This is a genomic window from Undibacterium sp. TC4M20W, from assembly GCF_049340245.1.
Lineage (GTDB): Bacteria > Pseudomonadota > Gammaproteobacteria > Burkholderiales > Burkholderiaceae_D > Undibacterium.
This window is the reverse complement of the sequence record NZ_JBMPPI010000021.1, coordinates 16,011-34,742: the sequence shown is the minus strand read 5'-3', so window position 1 is coordinate 34,742 and position 18,732 is coordinate 16,011. Positions and strand designations below refer to the sequence as shown.

The 18,732-nt window shown below is 51.1% G+C and carries 18 protein-coding genes; 8 read left to right on the top strand and 10 right to left on the bottom strand.

The features are described from left to right. Positions 1-20: 20 nt before the first annotated feature. The 5 genes from ACO0LL_RS21370 to ACO0LL_RS21350 form a co-directional block, all read right to left on the bottom strand. A complete protein-coding gene (locus ACO0LL_RS21370) occupies positions 21-260 on the bottom strand; it encodes a hypothetical protein (protein WP_422952831.1) in 240 nt (79 codons plus the stop codon). 211 nt (positions 261-471) lie between these two features. Continuing rightward, positions 472-1,059, bottom strand: coding sequence for a hypothetical protein (locus ACO0LL_RS21365; protein WP_422952830.1), 588 nt, complete (start codon positions 1,057-1,059; stop codon positions 472-474). A gap of 88 nt (positions 1,060-1,147) precedes the next feature. Further along, the gene (locus ACO0LL_RS21360) at positions 1,148-1,630 is read right to left on the bottom strand and encodes a hypothetical protein (RefSeq protein ID WP_422952829.1); all 483 of its coding nucleotides are present in this window, start codon (positions 1,628-1,630) and stop codon (positions 1,148-1,150) included. 25 nt (positions 1,631-1,655) lie between these two features. Further along, complete coding sequence (locus ACO0LL_RS21355) at positions 1,656-2,324, bottom strand: hypothetical protein (protein WP_422952828.1); 669 nt, start codon at positions 2,322-2,324, stop codon at positions 1,656-1,658. Between the two features lie 212 nt (positions 2,325-2,536). Next, the gene (locus tag ACO0LL_RS21350; protein WP_422952827.1) at positions 2,537-3,703 is read right to left on the bottom strand and encodes an energy transducer TonB; all 1,167 of its coding nucleotides are present in this window, start codon (positions 3,701-3,703) and stop codon (positions 2,537-2,539) included. 1,026 nt (positions 3,704-4,729) lie between these two features. Between ACO0LL_RS21350 and ACO0LL_RS21345 the strand changes: the two genes are divergently transcribed. Next, positions 4,730-5,176, top strand: a complete 447-nt coding sequence (locus tag ACO0LL_RS21345; protein WP_422952826.1) for a CC0125/CC1285 family lipoprotein — start codon at positions 4,730-4,732, stop codon at positions 5,174-5,176. After that, complete coding sequence (locus ACO0LL_RS21340) at positions 5,173-5,598, top strand: hypothetical protein (protein WP_422952825.1); 426 nt, start codon at positions 5,173-5,175, stop codon at positions 5,596-5,598. Before ACO0LL_RS21345 ends, ACO0LL_RS21340 begins: the two co-directional genes overlap by 4 nt. Positions 5,599-5,941: 343 nt before the next feature. Here ACO0LL_RS21340 and ACO0LL_RS21335 read toward each other — a convergent pair whose 3' ends face one another. The 5 genes from ACO0LL_RS21335 to ACO0LL_RS21315 form a co-directional block, all read right to left on the bottom strand. Then, positions 5,942-7,570, bottom strand: coding sequence for a SulP family inorganic anion transporter (locus ACO0LL_RS21335; protein ID WP_422952824.1), 1,629 nt, complete (start codon positions 7,568-7,570; stop codon positions 5,942-5,944). 281 nt (positions 7,571-7,851) lie between these two features. After that, complete coding sequence (locus tag ACO0LL_RS21330) at positions 7,852-8,295, bottom strand: hypothetical protein (RefSeq protein WP_422952823.1); 444 nt, start codon at positions 8,293-8,295, stop codon at positions 7,852-7,854. A gap of 37 nt (positions 8,296-8,332) precedes the next feature. After that, positions 8,333-8,527: a hypothetical protein gene (locus ACO0LL_RS21325; RefSeq protein ID WP_422952822.1), complete on the bottom strand. Its 195-nt coding sequence runs from the start codon at positions 8,525-8,527 to the stop codon at positions 8,333-8,335. Between the two features lie 114 nt (positions 8,528-8,641). Beyond that, positions 8,642-9,136 (bottom strand): hypothetical protein, encoded by a 495-nt coding sequence (locus ACO0LL_RS21320; protein ID WP_422952821.1) that lies wholly within the window; start codon positions 9,134-9,136, stop codon positions 8,642-8,644. Positions 9,137-9,276: 140 nt separating this feature from the next. Then, positions 9,277-9,498 carry a hypothetical protein gene (locus tag ACO0LL_RS21315; protein ID WP_422952820.1) on the bottom strand — a complete coding sequence of 74 codons (222 nt, stop codon included), beginning with the start codon at positions 9,496-9,498 and terminating at the stop codon, positions 9,277-9,279. A gap of 486 nt (positions 9,499-9,984) precedes the next feature. On the opposite strand from ACO0LL_RS21315, the gene ACO0LL_RS21310 reads away from it, so the two are divergent. The 6 genes from ACO0LL_RS21310 to ACO0LL_RS21285 all read left to right on the top strand — a co-directional run bounded on the left by ACO0LL_RS21310 (position 9,985) and on the right by ACO0LL_RS21285 (position 18,663). Then, the gene (locus ACO0LL_RS21310) at positions 9,985-10,959 is read left to right on the top strand and encodes a DUF535 family protein (RefSeq protein WP_422952819.1); all 975 of its coding nucleotides are present in this window, start codon (positions 9,985-9,987) and stop codon (positions 10,957-10,959) included. Positions 10,960-11,423: 464 nt separating this feature from the next. Continuing rightward, the gene (locus tag ACO0LL_RS21305) at positions 11,424-11,993 is read left to right on the top strand and encodes a nucleotidyltransferase domain-containing protein (protein ID WP_422952818.1); all 570 of its coding nucleotides are present in this window, start codon (positions 11,424-11,426) and stop codon (positions 11,991-11,993) included. Next, complete coding sequence (locus tag ACO0LL_RS21300) at positions 11,980-12,417, top strand: hypothetical protein (protein ID WP_422952817.1); 438 nt, start codon at positions 11,980-11,982, stop codon at positions 12,415-12,417. The genes ACO0LL_RS21305 and ACO0LL_RS21300 overlap by 14 nt, the downstream gene beginning before the upstream one ends. Before the next feature lie 186 nt (positions 12,418-12,603). Further along, positions 12,604-13,041, top strand: coding sequence for an NAD(+)--rifampin ADP-ribosyltransferase (arr, locus tag ACO0LL_RS21295; RefSeq protein ID WP_422952894.1), 438 nt, complete (start codon positions 12,604-12,606; stop codon positions 13,039-13,041). A gap of 452 nt (positions 13,042-13,493) precedes the next feature. Further along, a complete protein-coding gene (locus ACO0LL_RS21290; protein ID WP_422952893.1) occupies positions 13,494-17,615 on the top strand; it encodes a response regulator in 4,122 nt (1,373 codons plus the stop codon). 97 nt (positions 17,616-17,712) lie between these two features. Continuing rightward, entirely contained in the window at positions 17,713-18,663 is a 951-nt protein-coding gene (locus ACO0LL_RS21285; RefSeq protein WP_422952816.1) for a diguanylate cyclase, read from the top strand. Positions 18,664-18,732 lie beyond the last annotated feature (69 nt).

Sequence of the window (18,732 nt, the reverse complement as noted above, 5' to 3'; positions counted from 1 at the left end):
AATTGAAGACTTAAGCCCCGTCAATCGCCATTACGCAAGTCATTGCCGTACAGCCTATTGAATTTATGAACGTCCATACCATTCTTCAATACATTATAAACATAGGCACTAGCGCTCGATTGAAGATCCGGAGCAAGGATATACCCAACGTATGCTATTGCATGAAGAGCTGACTGATTAAAGAGCACTCTCATTTCTTCATGATTGCGCTGGGAGAAGGATAAAAATGAATCGATGCTTGCTCTTTCTTCTTCAGCCAAGCCTCGTTCCAAATTTCGGTCTACTACTCTTTTGTATACGATGTATAGGGGATGCATAACAGGCAAAAAAAATGAGATGGTTCTCACATTAGCACGACTCAAAAACATGAGCCAGCAGTAGAGGACCTCATAGTGAGTGTGACGAACAATTGACTCAATCTCACAATGCAGCCACGATGCTCACTAAGCATGGGGACTTTTACCAGCATGACTAACTGGTCGACATTGCAATAAACTCTGCCCCTACTGGCCCAGAATGCTGAAGTACTAGCAGTTCGCCCTCCCGGTTTTTCAGGCAGTTATATACAGCGTTGAAATTGCCGTTCTCCCAGAGAGTATCAGCGCATTCCGAGCCACAATAGCTGCTGTCTGGAATAAAACAGGCACGGCTGGAAGACAGCGAGCTGGCAAACAGGCTGATGCTTGCGATCATCAGTTGCCTCCATTGATCATCATTGCAAAATCTAGCCCATCGGGTGCTGTCGTTAAAGACGACGGCATCCTGACAAAGTTCTGCGCGCCAGCCGTAGGGGCCATTCAAGCAAAAATACGCTTGCGGTATGTCGTCACCGGCAAAGTTTTTCTTTGGGATGAATTCTGGCATTGTCCAGTTGGCGGTATAAACCTCTTTGAATTTTTCCAGATTCAAGGCCTTGAAACCAGCGTTAACGGGCACTTCATAGTGATCATGCCACAGTTCGCACATGTCTTCGTAGCTCGATTGCAAGGCGGCCAATACCGAAGTATGTGACGGCTCTTTCAGGCCCATATCAACGACTACTTGCAGATCAACTCCCATAGCCTTGCTCCATGCGATATGTGTTTGTGTTACCAGCTTGTACGGTGCGTTTGCAACGGACCGTACAGTGAGACATCTTCCATCGCCATCACATATACAAAGTCTTGTGATGCAAATAATTGCGATAGACGATCTTGAATGCCTCGATATCTCGCTTGTCTGCCTGCAGGAGCAAATCGCGTACTTCGCATTCGTTGTCTTCGATTTTATAGACCCAGAAATCGAGTTTGATTTCTGGATGATCTTGCGAAACGATGGAGACACCCTTGCCACCGCCGAGGAAATTGGAAAACAGATAGACCAGAAATTTACCCTTGAGGATTTTCTTGTCTATCTTTAATTCATCGAGAACGCTGGCCGCTCTTTCTTCTGCGGGGGAGACATCCTGGCGGTGGTCTGCATAGGTATTGAGAAACTGGCGCAAATGTCTGACCTCTGTGGTTTTATAGGTCTGGCCGTATTTGGCAAGCTGCTCTTGATTGAGCACGAGTTCTTTGGGGGCTTCTGTTTGTGCTTGGCTGGCCAGGGGGAGCAGGAACAGGGGTAACAAAAGAATTTTGTGGAGTTGCATGGTCTCTTTCAAAGTCGGTCTAACATTATAAGTCAGGTCGCCGGTGCGCCCCTCCAGCCTGCTCACTATGCGTTTTTTCAGAGCTGGAAAGATCAAACGTCTTTGCTCTGTAGGCATTTCCCATCCAGAACATGGCCATAGACGTAAATCCTGCTGAACCGACATGCGAGAAAAACCAAAACAAAAACAGGGCAATGACTAGCATGGTAGAGGCCGCTGCACAATTGGCGTTGACTGTGCGGTTTGACGGGAAGGACAACCACAGCGCCCATCCTGTCATGATAATGAGCAATGGGCCAGCGACCGCAAAGTCAATGAGCCCACGCACATTGCGGATGAGAAAATCAGGTGCATCCAAGCTCCCCCATAGCCACGGCATACCAAGGAAGGCGATCGACACCAGAGAATAAATCAGGCCATAGTTTTTATCGAAGATCACCTTTAACCCAGGCTCATCCCCGGCACTGCCAGACTGTTTAAACGTACTGCCTCTTAAGGTCTGCAAAAGCATTAAGCCGGCAAACATGATGAGAAAGCCAGGTGTCTGTTTAAACATGGCAAAAGTATTGAGCAGAAAACCTATGGTCAAGAATGAAGCCCCGGCACCGATGATGACTTTTTCTGTCCTGTATTTTGGTATGCTGAGAAAAACGCTCCAGCCAAGTATGGTCAGCAGATAGATAGAAGAATGCAAGAAATTCTGCAATCCACGAAAGTCATACATAAAATAATCAGTCTGAAAAAAATAGAACCAGGCAGGTGGTAGCCAGACAGACAATGTCAGCAGCCATGAGATGAGCAGGACTTGTTTGTGCTTTGATATCTGCATCAGGGTATCTTATTTTCCAGCGCCACATTGTGGAGCGAATGAGCTTGAAAATTCATGCTTGATTTTTGGCATAAGCGCTAAGCGCAGTTTGCTAGCTGAGCTGCTTGTGGCAGCAGTTTATCTTCAAACCCCAGTCTATAAAATATCACGCGCACCTCAGTCGCACGGCCTGTGGATTTGCATTTGGAAAAACCAGGAAAAGGGCCACTACGGCGGGCGATGCTGAGGGCAGCAAGGTCGAGCTCATGGTTGCCTGATGATGTTTCAAGTTTGATGCCCTCTCCTTTTACATAGATGGTGCCATCTTCCTTGATGGGAATCGAGACATAGGCCTGACCCTGGAGTTTTTTGTCTTGTCCGGATGGGAAGTTACTGATGATATAGCTGTCGATTTTCTGGCTCACAGCCTGGTAGTAACTGGCCAGCTCGCTATCAATGGTCGTGGGGGTGACATAGATTTTTTTGACTTTGCGGGAGAAAAAGGCGGCTCTTAATTTATTGTTCTTCTGAATCGACTCAGCATTCATCAATACCTGCCAGAATGGCAGAAATAGCAAACTCACACCAAAAAACTCTGGGGCAGCCTGAAAAAACAACGCCATCGCAAGCAAGGAAGCTGCCGCGCCAGAACTGGTGTTGAATGTGCGTTTTGCAGGGATGGACAACACCACTGCCCAGTAGCCCATGATGCCTAGCAAGGGGCCTGCCACAACGATATCTTGCAGACTACGCATGCTGCGAAGAAAAAAATCCTGCCCGCTCAAGAGTTTCCAAAGCCAGGGCATGGCGAGCAAGATGACACTTATCCAGGCAGGCAAGGTGCTGTATCCTTTCTGCAAAGGAGCTTTGCTGGCGACCTGATCAGGTTTGGCCGCTATGTTATCCGGCGGTTTAACTTCAGCGCCTGTCACGCTAAACAATAGCGCAAACCCGGCTAGCAATAAAATAAGGCTGCCAGTCATGGACAAACTGGCATAAGTTTGCAACAGCAAGCCCAGTGTCAGAAACGAACTCGCGGCACCAATAATGTTTTTCTCAGTCCTGAACTTGGGTATCGATAAAACGACAGACCAGGCAAGGATGAGCAGCAGGTAATGTACTGAGTCACCAAAGTCCCGCATTCCATAAACGCCGGAAAAAAAGTAAGTTGTCTGGAAAAAATAATGCCTGGTAGGTGGCAACCAGACCAGCAGTGTCAATGCCCAGACTATAAAAAGGGCTTGTTTTTTTTGGGGGGTCATCATCGCGGGATTCTTATTTTCTATCATCAGGTTCATACTCCTCCCTTACTATGATTAACAGGATCATCCCCGAAAACAGGATGACGAAACCGCCTGTATGGTGAAAAATTTCATAATAAATGAGCAAAAAGCCCAGGCTCATCAGAGAACTGCCTGCGCCGATGATATTTTTTCGCGTCCTGGTTTTGGGTATTGAAAGAAGCATAGCCCAACAAAAAATGATCAACAGGAAAGGAGCTGACAACTTGAAATTTTGCAGCCCGCAAAAATTCCCCAGGAAATAATCAGTCTGAAAAAAATAGAACCAGATCGGTGGCAGCCAGACGAATATGGTCAGGCACCAGACAGTGAGCAGAATTAATCTGGTTTTGTTTCGCAGCATGGGAGCCTTTATTAATTAATGCTGGCAATCGCGCCTGCTTATCATTTTACCATTTTAAAAATGAATCAAACAGCTTGCAATGCGCTGTGACGCCACAGAATTTAATGCAGCGCATGTACTGGCAAAGACCAATGCGACATGCACCATCTGCTGTGGATGCATGCTCTCTTTATTCGCAATTTCCGTGACGTAGGGCGCGTTGCAATGTGCCGCATGAGGACGTTAATTTCTTCCGACCTTGATATTTGCCGCACTTTGAGTTGAGGCGCTATAGGTATGCACCGGGGTTTCTGCCCTCTCAGGGAAAGTCATTTTTCCGCGAGTGAGGCTTGCATACGGCGCATTACAATACGCCCTACGTCACGGCTGCGTTCAGGCAGCGAGTACGTAGATGCTGGACAGTTACCGAGGCAGGACAGATATTTTGCAGCACCTGCGCGGCATCCTTTGTTAAAATGGCAGGCTTTTTTTATTGATGGTGATTCGGGGATAGAAAACGCTTCATGCTGCCTTGCTTCGTTGACAGTAGTCAGGCCGCCTCCAGATGATGGAAACTGTCGCCAACAAATCTGGCCGGATGAAGTTTCTGATGGCGCTGAATTGCTGGGCAAGCCCTGCTCATCTCTCATTTTTCAACAGGTGTACATTTGCAAAATAAATTCTTTGGACTGATCTCGATGTCAGTCTTGTTATCGGCCACATTAAGTGGCTGTGCCACACCTTATGGGGACGCAAGAAATCCCATTACCGGATGGACCGGTGGCTATTACGAAAGCAAGGGCCCGGGGGAGTTGATCAAGGTGATTTTTGCTGGCAACAGCATTATTAAAACAGACACAGTCAGCGTCTATCTCTTGTACCGCTGTGCTGAAATTGCCCAGCGTGAAGGCAAACCTTATTTTGCGTTTTACCAGAATCTGCCTGACGCCGTGATGGATAAAAAGAGCAACAGCAAAGCAGCCTCGACGGTAGGCAGAAAGCCAACGGACTATGCCTATATTCTGCTGTCGCAGGAGGACAAGCCAGGCTATTTGTCAGCCAGTGCAGTGATGAGCAGTCTTGCAATACATGTCAAACCGGAGGGCGGGAAATGAAAACGACAGCAATCATCCTGCTAGGCCTGATGACAGCAATTTCTGGCTGCGCGACAGACTATTCCATGAAAACAGGTGCGCCAACGGCCCGCCTGAATTTATCCACATCGCAATTCAAGACAGTATGCGCTGAAGGCAAGCTGTTTAATCTGAGAACAGATGCCAATAATATAGCCCTGGTCGAAGCGGGCAAGCGTATTACTGTGCGGGGTGGTTTTTATAATTATGTGTATGGGGGCGTATCAACGTCGTGCACGGCAAGCTCCAGTTTTGTTCCGCAAGAAAACCGTGAATATTTTCTGGATTTTCAGGTTGAGTCTGAGCACTGCTCGTCCCTCATTTATCAAGTGACGAACAAAGGACCTACTGGCCTGGCGTGGGAATCAAGTTTGCAGCCATCGAGAGAGTGTCGCGCGAAATAGGCAACGTCTGCGTCACGAAGCAGAGTATATCCACAGCGATCAAGTGCAAGTAGCAATTGCCGTGACGTAGGGCGGATTGTAATCCGCCGCATGAGAATACCAATTTCTGCAAGCCTTGATATTTACCGTGCTCTGAGTTGACGTTTTATAGGTAAGCTTGGGCTTGCTACCCTCTGAGGGAAAATCATTTTTCCGGGAGTGATGCTTGCATGCCGCGCATTGCAATGCGCCCTACTTTACGGCTGCGTTTTGGCAGTCGGTATTGTTGTTCTGGTGTGTTCTCTATTTTTTCAGGTGTCTGATGTCCGGTGCGCATGGCGCACCATACTGGCCTGGCATCTCTTCAATCTTTTTCCACATACACTTCCCGCGCCATCGTGACGACGTCATCGACGCTGAGTTCACTGAAGCTGCCTGCATGCAGATGCGGTATCGCGGCTCTCTCCAGCACGACGCGGGCGCTGGATTTGAGGCGGGCGAACAACAGGTGTTTTTTCTGCAGATGCAAGGCGGCGCAAAAGTCGGTGATGGCTTCTATGCTGGTGCTGTCGAGGTCAGGTGATTCTTCGAGACTGATGACGACGACTTTGGCATCACTGGCGGCGATGTATTGCCTGGCTTGCGTCAGCGCGCGTTCAGCATTGGCAAAGAAAAGGCCGGTTTCTGGCCGCAAGATCAATACACCGGGTATGACCTTGGCCTCAGGATAGTTGACGAGGTTGACAAAATCATGGCCGCCATTCAAGCGGCCCAGCACAGACACACTGGATTCTGCCAGCCTGCGCAATAACATCAGCAAACTGATGCCAATGGCGACCAGCAAACCATCCAGCACACCCAGCATGAGTACGGCAACCACGGCAGCCAGTGCCACAAACCTGTCGCGGTGCAGGCTGAAATACGGGTAAAACATGGATGGCCGCAGCGAATGGCTGACGGCATGAATGACAATGGCTGCCAGCACGGGCGATGGTGTCAATGCGATTACGGGCAACAGCGTCAGCACGATGACGAACAAGGCCGCCGCCGCTGACCAGCCCGCCACTTTGCTGCGCGCACCATTGCTCTCATTGGCAGCAGTGGCAGAAAAGCCTGCTCCCACCGGCATGCCCTGGAACAGGCCGGACAGCAGATTGGCCGCACCCAGCGCCAGCAAGTCACGGTTGGGGGCGATGATATCGCTATGGCGTATCGCAAAATTGCGGATGGAGCTATACGATTCAGCATACAGTATCATCAACATGGCGATACTCAACTCACCAATGCGCAACCACTGTACATAAGTGATATCAGGCAGACTGGGCACTTGCAATTGCAAATTTATCTGCCCCACCAGCTCTACTCCATGTTGCGAAAGACCCAGCCATTGCCCGGCCAGTATGCCCAGCACAATCACGATCAGGCCACCTGGCAGAGAGGGAACGCGGGCCAGCGCAAACAAAAGCAGTAGCGCCACGACACCCACGGCCAGCGACAGCCAGTTCCAGCTTTGCAGTTGACTCAGCAAGCTATAGATAAAGCGCGGCATGTCAGTGTAATGCACATGCGCACCCACGACATGGGCAAACTGCTTGATGATGATGACGGCAGACAGGCCAAAGGCAAAACCACGCAGCACAGGTCGTGCAATAAAATCAGAAATACTGCCCAGCCTGGCCACGCCCGCGAGCATGAAAAATACACCTGTCATGATGACGATGCCCATAGCCACCAGCATGCGCAAACCCGTATCACCATTGGCCATGGCCGCCGACGCCGAGGCCAGCACCGCCGCCGATGAAGAAGTGGCCGCAACGATGGCAAAACGGCTGCTGCCCATCAGACCATAACAGACCAGCCCGGCAAACACGGCAACGATGCCTGCCTGTGGCGGCAGGTTCGCGATGCTGGAATAGGCAACTGCTTCTGGCAGCAGCAGGCCAGCCAGCGATAAACCGGCGATGATGTCAGACCAGGCCCAGGTTTTGTTCATGTGCTTTGAATGTGTTTGGGTGCGTGCGTTTCTTTTGGCGATCTCATATAGATAAATGATTTATCTCTTATTGATCCAATGCGCAGTCAGTAATGTACGGTCAGTATAAGCGGTGTGAATATGGATGGGGGAAATGTCGTGTTGAAGCAGCTTCTTTAAAGAGATCAAAGAGATGCATCATGACGCAACCCAAAGTCACGCAGCAGGATATGAGATGCACAACTTGCCATGCGTAATGTGCCATACGCATGGATGACAAACCCCTCTCATCATCGCATGACTCAAGCCCGGCGTTTTTGCGCCTTGCCAAGGGCAGACCCAGTGGCATCATCTATATCCATAGCCTTGTCGGCTGCGAGCTCATAGGCTTTCTGGTCTATTGTCTGCCTGTAGGTATTCAACAAGGCACCTCCAATCACCATCACGATTACACCGCCAGTATGCTGGAACATTTCATAGTATTGCATGAGCAAGCCCATGGTAAAAAGTGAGCCGCCTGCACTGAGGACCATGCCCCAGGTTCTGGTCTTTGGCAGAGTAAGCAAAACAGCATAGACCAGTATGATCAATAAAATGGGCGCAGAAACTGCAAAATTTTGCAGGCCGCGCATATTCTTGAAAAAGAAATCTGTCTGAAAAACATAATGCCAGACTGGTGGCAGCCACGTCACGATAGTCAGAGACCAGATGGCGGTTAGCGTATCTTTGCTTTTGGGTATCTGCATTACAGGATTCTTTAATTTCAATTGATGATATGGATAGCTAAAGCTCCTGACTACGCCCAGCATCCTCCCGCTCTATCCCGACCAACTTCAAAGCCAGCACGGCAAGGCCAAGCACGATGCCGACAATGATGCCTGTGATCTTGCCTGAATAAGGCAGCAGGAAGATGACGATACAAGATCCGACGATCATCTTCCTGAAAATCGCTGTGTTGCCCACGGAATGTTTGCTCATATCAATCGCGTCCAAGTGAGCTTGATTGTCATTGCGCTGCTGGATTACAAGCCTGCCAGGTGGTTTGTAAATTATATTCAATTCTAATTTGACAATATTGCTAAAGGCATGCTTTCAAGCAGCACCTTTCAACAAACCTCGTGCATAGGCAAAGTCACGTACTTTATCGACACTGATACGCTTGACAGCGAACTCCCCAACACCTGATTTCCAGCGGAGTTTGCTGCCATCTTTCATTTCAAAAAGCAGACTGTGTCTGCGCGAACCCCATGTCCAGCGCACACCATAGCCAAGGGCTAAGGCCAGTAAACCTACGTGAACGGTAGTATTTGACGCCACACCGTAATTGCCGAGCATATAGAAAATAAATAGTATCAAGGACACCAGCAAGATACCTGAGACCAACTTGAGCAAGTGCCAGTCTCGCTTATAGGTCACACGTGTGCAGTCGCTGAGCTGGTAAGGTACCAATTCATAAGTACCCTTGATAGGGGCTAGCTTCACGATGGATATTTGCTTGCTTGAAAGCCATGCTACCTGGCCATGTCGTTTTGCATATTCCTGTGCTGTCAGTAATGAGGCAATGTATTCGTCCTGTCCGGCTTGCATATTTTTTTATCAGGTCATTAAAGTAAGGATGATGCTTGCGAAAACATCATTTGGCAATAAGCCATATAGCGAGTAGCGTATCTTTGCTTTTGGGTATCTGCATTGCAGGATTCTTTAATTTAAATTGATGGCATGGATAGCTAAAGCTCCTGACTACGCCCAGCATCCTCCCGCTCTATCCCGACCAACTTCAAAGCCAGCACGGCAAGACCAAGCACGATGCCCACAATGATATCCGCTATCTTGCCTGAATAAGGCAGCAGGAAGATGCTGTAAAAGATGCAGGCGAGAATGATGGGAATGCATATCCCCACGATCATCGTCCTGATGATCGCCATATTGCCTGCGGGAGGTTTGTTCATGTCAATCACGCCTTGCTAAGACCTGGATTGTGCTACATGCCTGCATTCTCTATTTTACTTCGCATTAGCAAAAAGTATTTTGTACTTCACAATTTATATTTCCTATCAGCAATAAGATTGCGTAATGCACAGCCTATAGCCAGGCAGCGCATTGCATCTGGCTTTTACAATCGTTTTCAGTCGCTCACAACAGGCTCTCGCCGCTCTGGCATGCACAAACTGTGTGTATGGATCACACAAAAATCAATGCGAATTGCAACATAACGTTACATAACAAAATATCTTGCCTGAAAATCGGCTAACTTCGGCTTTTTTCTTTTCCAAAGACAACACAATTTCTCCATGGAAATTATACGAAATTGTCATTTTCTGTCAACTCCAGACAAAATGATGACAAATAGACGACAAAATTAAGTTTGCTAATATATTCCCATATCTGATACATTGGGTTACATTAACCTGCAGTATGAAACAAATGGTGCGATTGTGAATATATTGAACTGGCGTGAACTATGGACTGCAGGCAGGGTACTGGAGCCCATTGATACAAAGAAGTTACATGAGTCCGGCAGTTTGATGGACAGCCTGCGCTGGGCACTGCATGTGCGCCTGGCAGATGACAACAGCAGCTTCAAGAGCAAATTCCTGTTCCTGTTGCGCAGCAGTTTGCGCCCGCAGGTGAGCTTGCGCTGGTTCCATTTCTTGCACCAGACCTATTTGCAAAAGGCCACGCCTGGCGATATCGCCTTGCTGGACGCGATACACCGCCCTTTCTTTGACCGCCAGATTTGCTGCGTGTCGCGCCTGCGTTTGTTGCGCAATCATTTTCATTTATCTGCCCAATTGTTTGGCCGGCACCGCGCCCAGGACATGTTGACGGGCAATGACTTTACCTTGGCCACACTGCAAGGCAAGAACCAGGAAATCTATCGCATCAGCCTGTTCCGCAGTTGCGCCTTTAAACGTGAAGGCGGCTTGAGCCTGGGCCTGTTCCAGGGCAGCCAGTTGCTGCAATGCCTGAGTTTTTCTTTTGACCGCAAGGACCACCAGTTGATCATAAGAGTGGGCGGCCTGCAGTCATGCAAGCAGAATGCACGTGAGACCATGCGCGCCTGCACCAAGAGCCTGTTTGGCATACAGCCGCGCCTGTTGCTGATTGAAGCCTTGCGCAGCCTGGCACGTGAACTGCACTGCGCGGGCATAGAATGCATCGCCAAGAAAAACCATATTTACCAGTCCTGGCGTTACCGCTTCAGCAAAACCATCAAGGCAGAATACGACAGCCTGTGGCAAGCAGCCGGTGCCTGCGCACAAGCCAATGGCAATTACCTGCTGCCACTGGCGAGCGAGGATGTACCGCTGTCAGAACGCCCATCCAACAAGCGCAGCGAATACCGCGCGCGCGATGGTCTGACCACGAGTATGCGCGAAGGGATCAGGCGCAGCCTGGTGGTGGCCTGAGCCAGACTTGTGCGGCTTATACAAGGCAAGTACATCTTGCTTTTTCAAGCCTACACTCATCCTTCACAGAAGCGGCTCCGCCCGCGATTGGCCGTTATGGCGCACCTGTTCGCGGCTAAAGCCGCTCCTACGCTTGCAATTGCCGTGACGTAGGGCGCATTGCAATGCGACGCATGCAATCTTCACCTCCAAAGCAAATCACCTTTGCCGTGTGCGGCGTGCACATGCGGCGCAATATATCGCGCCCTGCACCACGGCCAGCTTCAGAGAGCTGCAGGCCTCAGTTGCATAACAAATACAATCAAAAAATCTATTTTTCTTCTTGCTTCTGATAGAAGTACCTAAAACAGGTATTAAAGTACCTATTTTAGGTATATTCATACCTATAACAGGTACAAATACACCTAAAACAGGTATTATCTGGATTTCCTACTATTATTTGACGTCACGACCAAGAGAACGACATGGGGCTTGCAGATTTTCTATTTTCGCCAACACAGCAAAAAATTCTTGGGCCGCTCCTGATGAGCCCCGACAGGTCATATCGCGTGCTCGAATTACTTAGAATGGCTGGGCCAGGCAGGGGCGGGGCCCAGGTTCAATTGAGCAAACTGCTAAAAGCTGGCGTATTACTTGAAAAGTGGTCAGGCAATCAAAAGCATATACAGATTAATACCCACTTCCCATTTTATTCTGAGCTTCGCAGTATTTGCCTCAAATCATTTGGGCTGATTGAGAAATTCAGGCAAATTTTATCTGATAGAAAAGGACAAATAAAACGCGCTTTTATATTTGGTTCTATTGCGAGCGGAAAAGACACTGCGACAAGTGATATTGACCTTATGGTAATTGGTGAAGTTGGTTATCTGGATCTCTTGGACCTGATTGTGGCCGCAGAAATCGAACTTGGTCGCACAATCCATATCAATTTCCACTCAGAGGAAGAGTGGGAAAAGAAACAAAAAATGGATAGTGTTATATTGGACATTCTACAAAAACCCATACTGGAGATATTTCCAAATGACGCGGCCTGAGGAATATGAAAACCTGATCAAAACCGGGCATTTTAAAGATCATGAAGGCAAGCTCACCAATATCATTCAATATCTTGAAGTAGCCACGCAACTATCTCAAGATGCAAAACATCTGAGCTTTGCGACTTCAAAATACACTCTCGCCTACGATGGCTTTTTCCAGATAGTGCAAGCTGTACTTGAGTTCTACAATGTCAGGAGCACTGATAAACAGGGACACAGAATTATTGCCATACAAAGAGTCTGCGCAGATCTGGGAATTCGCCCGGGAGGATTCAAGTTAATTTCCATTGCCCACGACAGACGTAATCAGGCCACTTACGGTGATCCATTTCCCCCAATTTCACAGGAAGAAGCGAGTGCGATGTTGCACATATTGGATGAGACAATTCCAAAAGCAAAAGCACTTTTAAAAATCCCCTGAAAATATAATGAGCGGGAACACAGATTGCACTTAAATGCGTCGCATGAAATCATCACTTGTCAAAACAAGTCAGCTTGCAGCGATCAGATGTACTTAGACTAGCCATAATCAGGTGCACTCCCCTACCACCCATCCCCCGAAACACGCCACCAGCACAAATTGGAGATATTGATGAGCAATGCATCAATGGAAAATTCTGGCCTCACCGACAGCGAAACAGTCGATCTGCGTGCGCAGACCCTTTACCACGGCACCAGGGCTGACCTGCAGGTGGGCGATCTCATCAAGCCGGGTTACCGTTCGAACTATGGCAAGCGCAAAATGGCGACTTATGTGTATCTGAGCGCGACCCTGGACGCAGCCACCTGGGGTGCCGAGCTGGCAGCCGGTGACGGCCCGGGCCGGATTTATATTGTGGAAGCGATGGGCGAGATCTTCGATGACCCGAATCTGACTGACAAGAAGTTCCCTGGCAATCCGACAAAATCATACCGCAGCCGCGAAGCATTGAAAGTCGTTGGCGAAGTCATGGACTGGCAAGGGCACCCGCCAGAAGTGCTCCAGACCATGAAAAATCATATAGAGCAACTGCGGCTGCAGGGGATAGAGGCGATTGATGATTGATGACTAACTCATCTACCTGCTCCTGGCTTTTGAGTCCGTTCAAGGGTGCCAACATTGACACGCTAAGCTGCCATATTACGTTGCCATAGTTAGCCGCCAATACGTTGCAATAATGATACTATTGTGTGTATATGTCATGCTTTCTTACCCGGTTCAACCTGTCAGCAAAGTAGAAACTGTTTATGGACAAGTGCTACAAACCACTGTCTCCAGCAGAAGAATTACAGGGTCGGCGGACATTGGTAGAAGAGCTGACGGCGGAATCTGCCATGCCGGTTCCGGCTGTCATCAGGAAAATACGTGTGAGCGTGGGCACAGTACAAAAACCGCTGCTGCACCAATAAACCACATTCTTGTATTGTTATGCTGTAATTATCACAAGAAAATCGGGTAAACTTAGTCAGACCAATCCCAGCCCGCTTTACGCTGCCCACAACCGGAGAACATGCTTGATGACAGCCCAGCAGCATCCCATGTCTGCCGCCAGGGTATTGCTCCCGGCCTGCCTGTGGTTCTTTGTGCTGGCGGTGGCGGGCATGTGGCTCACGCGGGGCGAGAACCAGGTGTCGATCCTGTGGTTTGCCAATGCACTGGCAGTGGCTTATATGCACGGACAGGGGCGTACCCGGCAATTGCAGATAGTGGTGCTGACCATGGTGGCCAGCCTGGCAGCCAATCTGCTGACGGGCAATAACCCGGCGGTAGCTACCCTGTTCACCCTTGCCAATGCGGTAGAGGTCGTGCTGGTCAGCTATACCATACGGCATGCGGGGCTGGCCCAGGGTTTTGAGCATTCAAGCAGCGACATGCTGAAGCTGATCTTGCTGGGCTTTTTATTACCCTGCGCCTGCAGTGCCACGCTGGCAGCAGCGCTGGCAGCCTGGGTCGGTCTGGGTGAATTTGAACTGATCTTCACAGGCTGGTATGTATCGGCCTCGCTGGGCCTGATCCTGATTTACCCGCTGGTGCGCAGGATGCGGCTGGAAGCCGCACCCGCCTGGGCTAGCCGCATCAACTGGGAACGCTTTGCCCGTTATGCCCTGCCGATACTGGTGCTGGTGGTGGTCACGCTGCTGTATCTGCCGCTACCCTTCCTGTACATCCTGGTGGCGCTGACCTTTGCTACCCACAGGCTCAATTTTGATGAATCACATTTGCTGACGGTACTGGCCATCACCTGTCTGGGCCTGATGCTGAGCCTGGGCCATGTGCTGCCCCTCGGTGGCGTGGCGCGCTGGCAGTTACTGTTTGTCTATCTGCCCATCCTGATTACCTCGGTACCACCGATGCTGATGGCGGCTGCGCGCAATGAAAACCAGCTCAAGGAAGCCGAGCGGCAACGGTTTTCTGAAGAACTGCAAAAGAGCAAGCAGTCGCTGCAATCCACCATAGACCACATGCCGGCGATGATAGGTTACTGGGATCAGGAACTGCGCAATCATTTTGCCAATGCCGCCTACCACAAATGGTTTGGCCTGACGCCTGAGCAGATACGCGGCATGCATATGCGCGATGTGGTCGGGCCAGAAATATATGAACAAAACTCAACCCATATGCAGGCCGCGCTACAGGGTGAACCCAGGATATTCGAGCGCTCCATCGTTGATGCCGAGGGCCATTTGCGTTATGCCCTGGCTTATTACACGCCGCATGTCGTGGCCAGCCAGGTACAGGGTTTCTATGCCTTTGCCACCGATATCACACTACTCAAGCAGGCGCAGTTACAAGAAAATCGGGCGCAGGCCAAGCTTGCCAGCGTGATTGAGGCTGCCAGCGAGTTTGCCATCATCGCTACCGACATGCATGGCACCATCACCCTGTTCAGCAAGGGGGCAGAACGCATGCTGGGTTATCAGGCGCAAGAGCTGGTCGATCAGAAAACGCCTGCCATCTATCACTTGCCGGAAGAAGTCGTCATCCGCAGTGCAGAGCTGAGTGCCGAGCTGGGCTACCCGGTAGAGGGCTTTGAAGTGTTTGTCGCCAAGGCCAGGCGTGGTCTGGCGCAAAGCCAGCAATGGATCTATGTCAGCAAGCAGGGCCAGCATATCCCGGTCAACCTGGTGATCAACAGCATTTATGATGAACACCGTCAAAACATAGGCTTTTTGGGTATTGCCACTGACATCAGCCGCCAGAAACAACTGGAAACCTCGATGATCAGCGCGCGCGACCAGGCCGAGATGGCCAGCCGCACAAAGTCAGAATTCCTCGCCAATATGAGCCATGAAATCCGCACACCGATGAATGCGGTGCTGGGCATGAGTTATCTGCTGGGCAAGACAGACCTGAGTTCTACCCAACGCCATTACCTGGAGATGATACGTTCGTCCGGCCAGTCGCTGCTGGGCATACTGAATGACATTCTCGATATCTCCAAAATAGAAGCAGGCCGCATAGAATTGTCGCCTACCCGCTTTTATCTGAAGGATGTGCTGAGTGCACTGGCCAATATGATGTCAGTCAATGTCGGTGAAAAGCAGCTGGAATTATCGATGGGCATAGACACTGACGTGCCCAAGGAACTGATTGGTGATGCGCTACGCCTGCAACAGGTGCTCATCAACATCATCGGCAATGCCATCAAGTTTACCGCCAATGGTGAAGTCTCTCTGCTGGTGCAACAGGCTGAGCCGGTGCCGGGCAGTGAGCAGGATACAGACAATTTGCTGATACAGTTCATCATCCGTGACACTGGCATAGGCATGTCGGCAGAGCAGATCAGCCGCCTGTTCAATGCCTTTGAGCAGGCCGATGCCTCGACCTCGCGCCGCTTTGGCGGCACTGGACTGGGCCTGGCAATCTCTAAGCGCTTTGTCGATCTGATGGGTGGCGATATCCGCGTCAATAGCCAGGAAGGTTCAGGCACAGAATTCATCGTCAGCGTGCCCATGCAAACGGCCCCGGCGCTCGAAGACAACAGTGAAGAGAGCGCCAGCACTGCCTCGGGCAGCAACCAGGCCAGGAAAATCCTGGTCGTTGATGACAATGCCACCAGCCGCAGCTATATCGCCAAGACCATAGAAGCCTGGGGCTGGCATGCCGACACTGCCAGCACCGGTGAGCAAGCCCTGCAAAAAGTGCGCGAACACTTGGCCGACCAACCTGCGGCAGAAGATGAATACTGCGCCATCCTGATAGACTGGCACATGCCGGGCCAGGATGGCTTGAGCACCCTGGCTGCCATCAAGGATATGCAGGCCAGCCAGCGTATCCCCCTGATTTTGATGAGCAGCGCCTATGACCGTAGCGCCCTGCAGATGGAAGGCAAACCAGGCGCGCCCGATGCCGTGCTGCTCAAGCCAGTGACCGGCTCCAGCCTGTATGATGTGCTGCAAGAGACCAGCCTGCACCTGCACCATGGTGCCCCGGCGCTGTCTGCTACACTGGCTGCAGCAAACCCGCATAATGAACAAACCATGAACAATAGCAGCACACCCGCCAGGACAGGCACAGGCAGCTTCAGCGGCAAACACATACTGCTGGTGGAAGACAATTATTTTAACCAGATCGTCGCCACCAAGATACTCGAACAAACCGGGGCCCGCATCAAAGTTGCCAACAATGGCAGTGAAGCGGTAGAAATCTTCAAGATCGCAGAAGAGCAGTTTGACCTCGTCCTCATGGACGTGCAAATGCCCATCATGGATGGCTGGACTGCCACCGAAATCCTGCGCAAGGAACTGGCCCTGCCCATCCCCATCCTGGCCATGACCGCCGGTGTCATGACGGCAGAGCGCGAACATTGCCTGGCCGCTGGCATGAATGACGTCATCTCCAAGCCCATAGACATAGACCAGATGCTGAGCGTGCTGGCGCGTTACCTGTCGGCAGAACAGCCAGCACTGGCTGGCGGCGCAACGGCTGCCCCACCCTCAGTCACACTTGCCAATACGGCAGCGGCCAGCTCAGTGCCCGCGACAACAGAACCACGGCCAGAGCCTGGGCCAGCCCGCCTGCCCGGCCAGGCGGCAACACCAGCTGCCAGCGGCGTCTTTGATCCCGCCAAGATCATGGCACTGGCCAAGGGCAACCCTGCCCTCGTCAAAACCCTGGCAGGCGTGATACAGAACATGATCAACCACGCCAGGCAGGATTTTGACCAAGCCGTCAGCCACTGGCAGCAAGGCGACGCGCAGCAGGCCGCCCGTACCCTGCATACCATGCGCGGCAGTATAGGTACGCTTGGTGCCAGGGATTTTGCCGCCGCCGCACTGACACTGGAAAACGCCATTAACCAGCAAAACCTGCAAGACCAGCAACGCGTCCCCGGCCTGATCAGCCATGCCGACCAGCAACTCAGCCTGACGATTTCCAGCGTGCAGGCATGGCTCAATGAACAAATGGCAGACAAAACTGAAGCTGACGATGGTGCCAGCCCGATCAAGCCTGGCGAATTGCAGGATTTAAAAAACCTGCTCCAGACCCAGAACATGCGTGCCAGCACCCGTTACCAGGAACTGCAAGCCAGCCTGCAACAACACCTGTCCGGCGAGCGCCGCCAGGCCATGCAGGCCGCCATGCTGGACCTGGACTTTGCCACCGCCCTCAGGCTGCTCGATGAGATAAGGGTGTGAATTTTGCAATATGGCAAATTTTTTTTGCGTTCGCCAGCACAAATGCTATGCTGACGAGATATTCAAGTAGCCATAAACTCCTGCAATACGTATAGACATGCCCCTGACAAAAACTCTGGACAACCTGACAGAAAAACTTGAGTTCGCAGCATACCGGCCGCGCATACTCATCGTCGATGACCAGGTCATCAATATCCAGGCATTGCACCAGATTTTTGCCAGCGACCATGAAGTCTTCATGGCCACCAGCGGCCAGAGCGCCCTCGATTTTTGCAGAAAAACCCCGCCCGACCTGATCCTGCTCGACGTCATCATGCCCGGCATGGACGGCCTCGAAGTCTGCGCCCAGCTCAAGCAGGAAGAACTCACTGCCGACATCCCCGTGCTGTTTGTCACTGCCCAGAATGATGCCAACGAAGAATCACGCGCCCTCATGGCCGGTGGCATGGATTTCATCAGCAAACCCGTTAACCCTGACGTCGTACGCGCCCGTGTGCATACCCATGTCACCCTCAAGCTGCAGCGTGACCTGCTCAAAAAACTGGTGTTCACCGACCCGCTGACAGGCCTCGCCAACCGCCGCAATTTTGACCAGGCCATCGCCAGGGAATGGCGGCATTGCCAGCGCAACGGCAAATCCCTGGCCGTGCTGATGATAGACATAGACTGCTTCAAGCAATACAACGACACCTATGGTCACCAGCAGGGTGACACTTGCCTGCAAGCCGTGGCTGCCTGCCTGCAGGCGGGCTTTCGCCGCCCGCATGATATTGTCGCCCGTTACGGCGGCGAAGAATTCATCTGCCTCATGCCTGAATGCGAACTGCAGAGCGCCATCAGCAAGGCCGCCTCCGTGCTGCGCACCATCACCGACCAGGCCATCCCGCACAGCTCGACCAAAGTCAGTGACAGCGACATCGTCACCCTCAGCATAGGCGTGGCCGCCACCGTCCCCGGCAACCAGCTCAGCATTGATGAGCTCATCGCCAAGGCCGACCAGAAATTGTATGAAGCCAAACAGGCGGGGCGTAACCGGGTGGGGGCTTAGGCTGGGTTTGTAGGGTGCGGCAAACACACAGAGCATCCAACAAGTATGAAAACGCCTTTTCAAAATGAT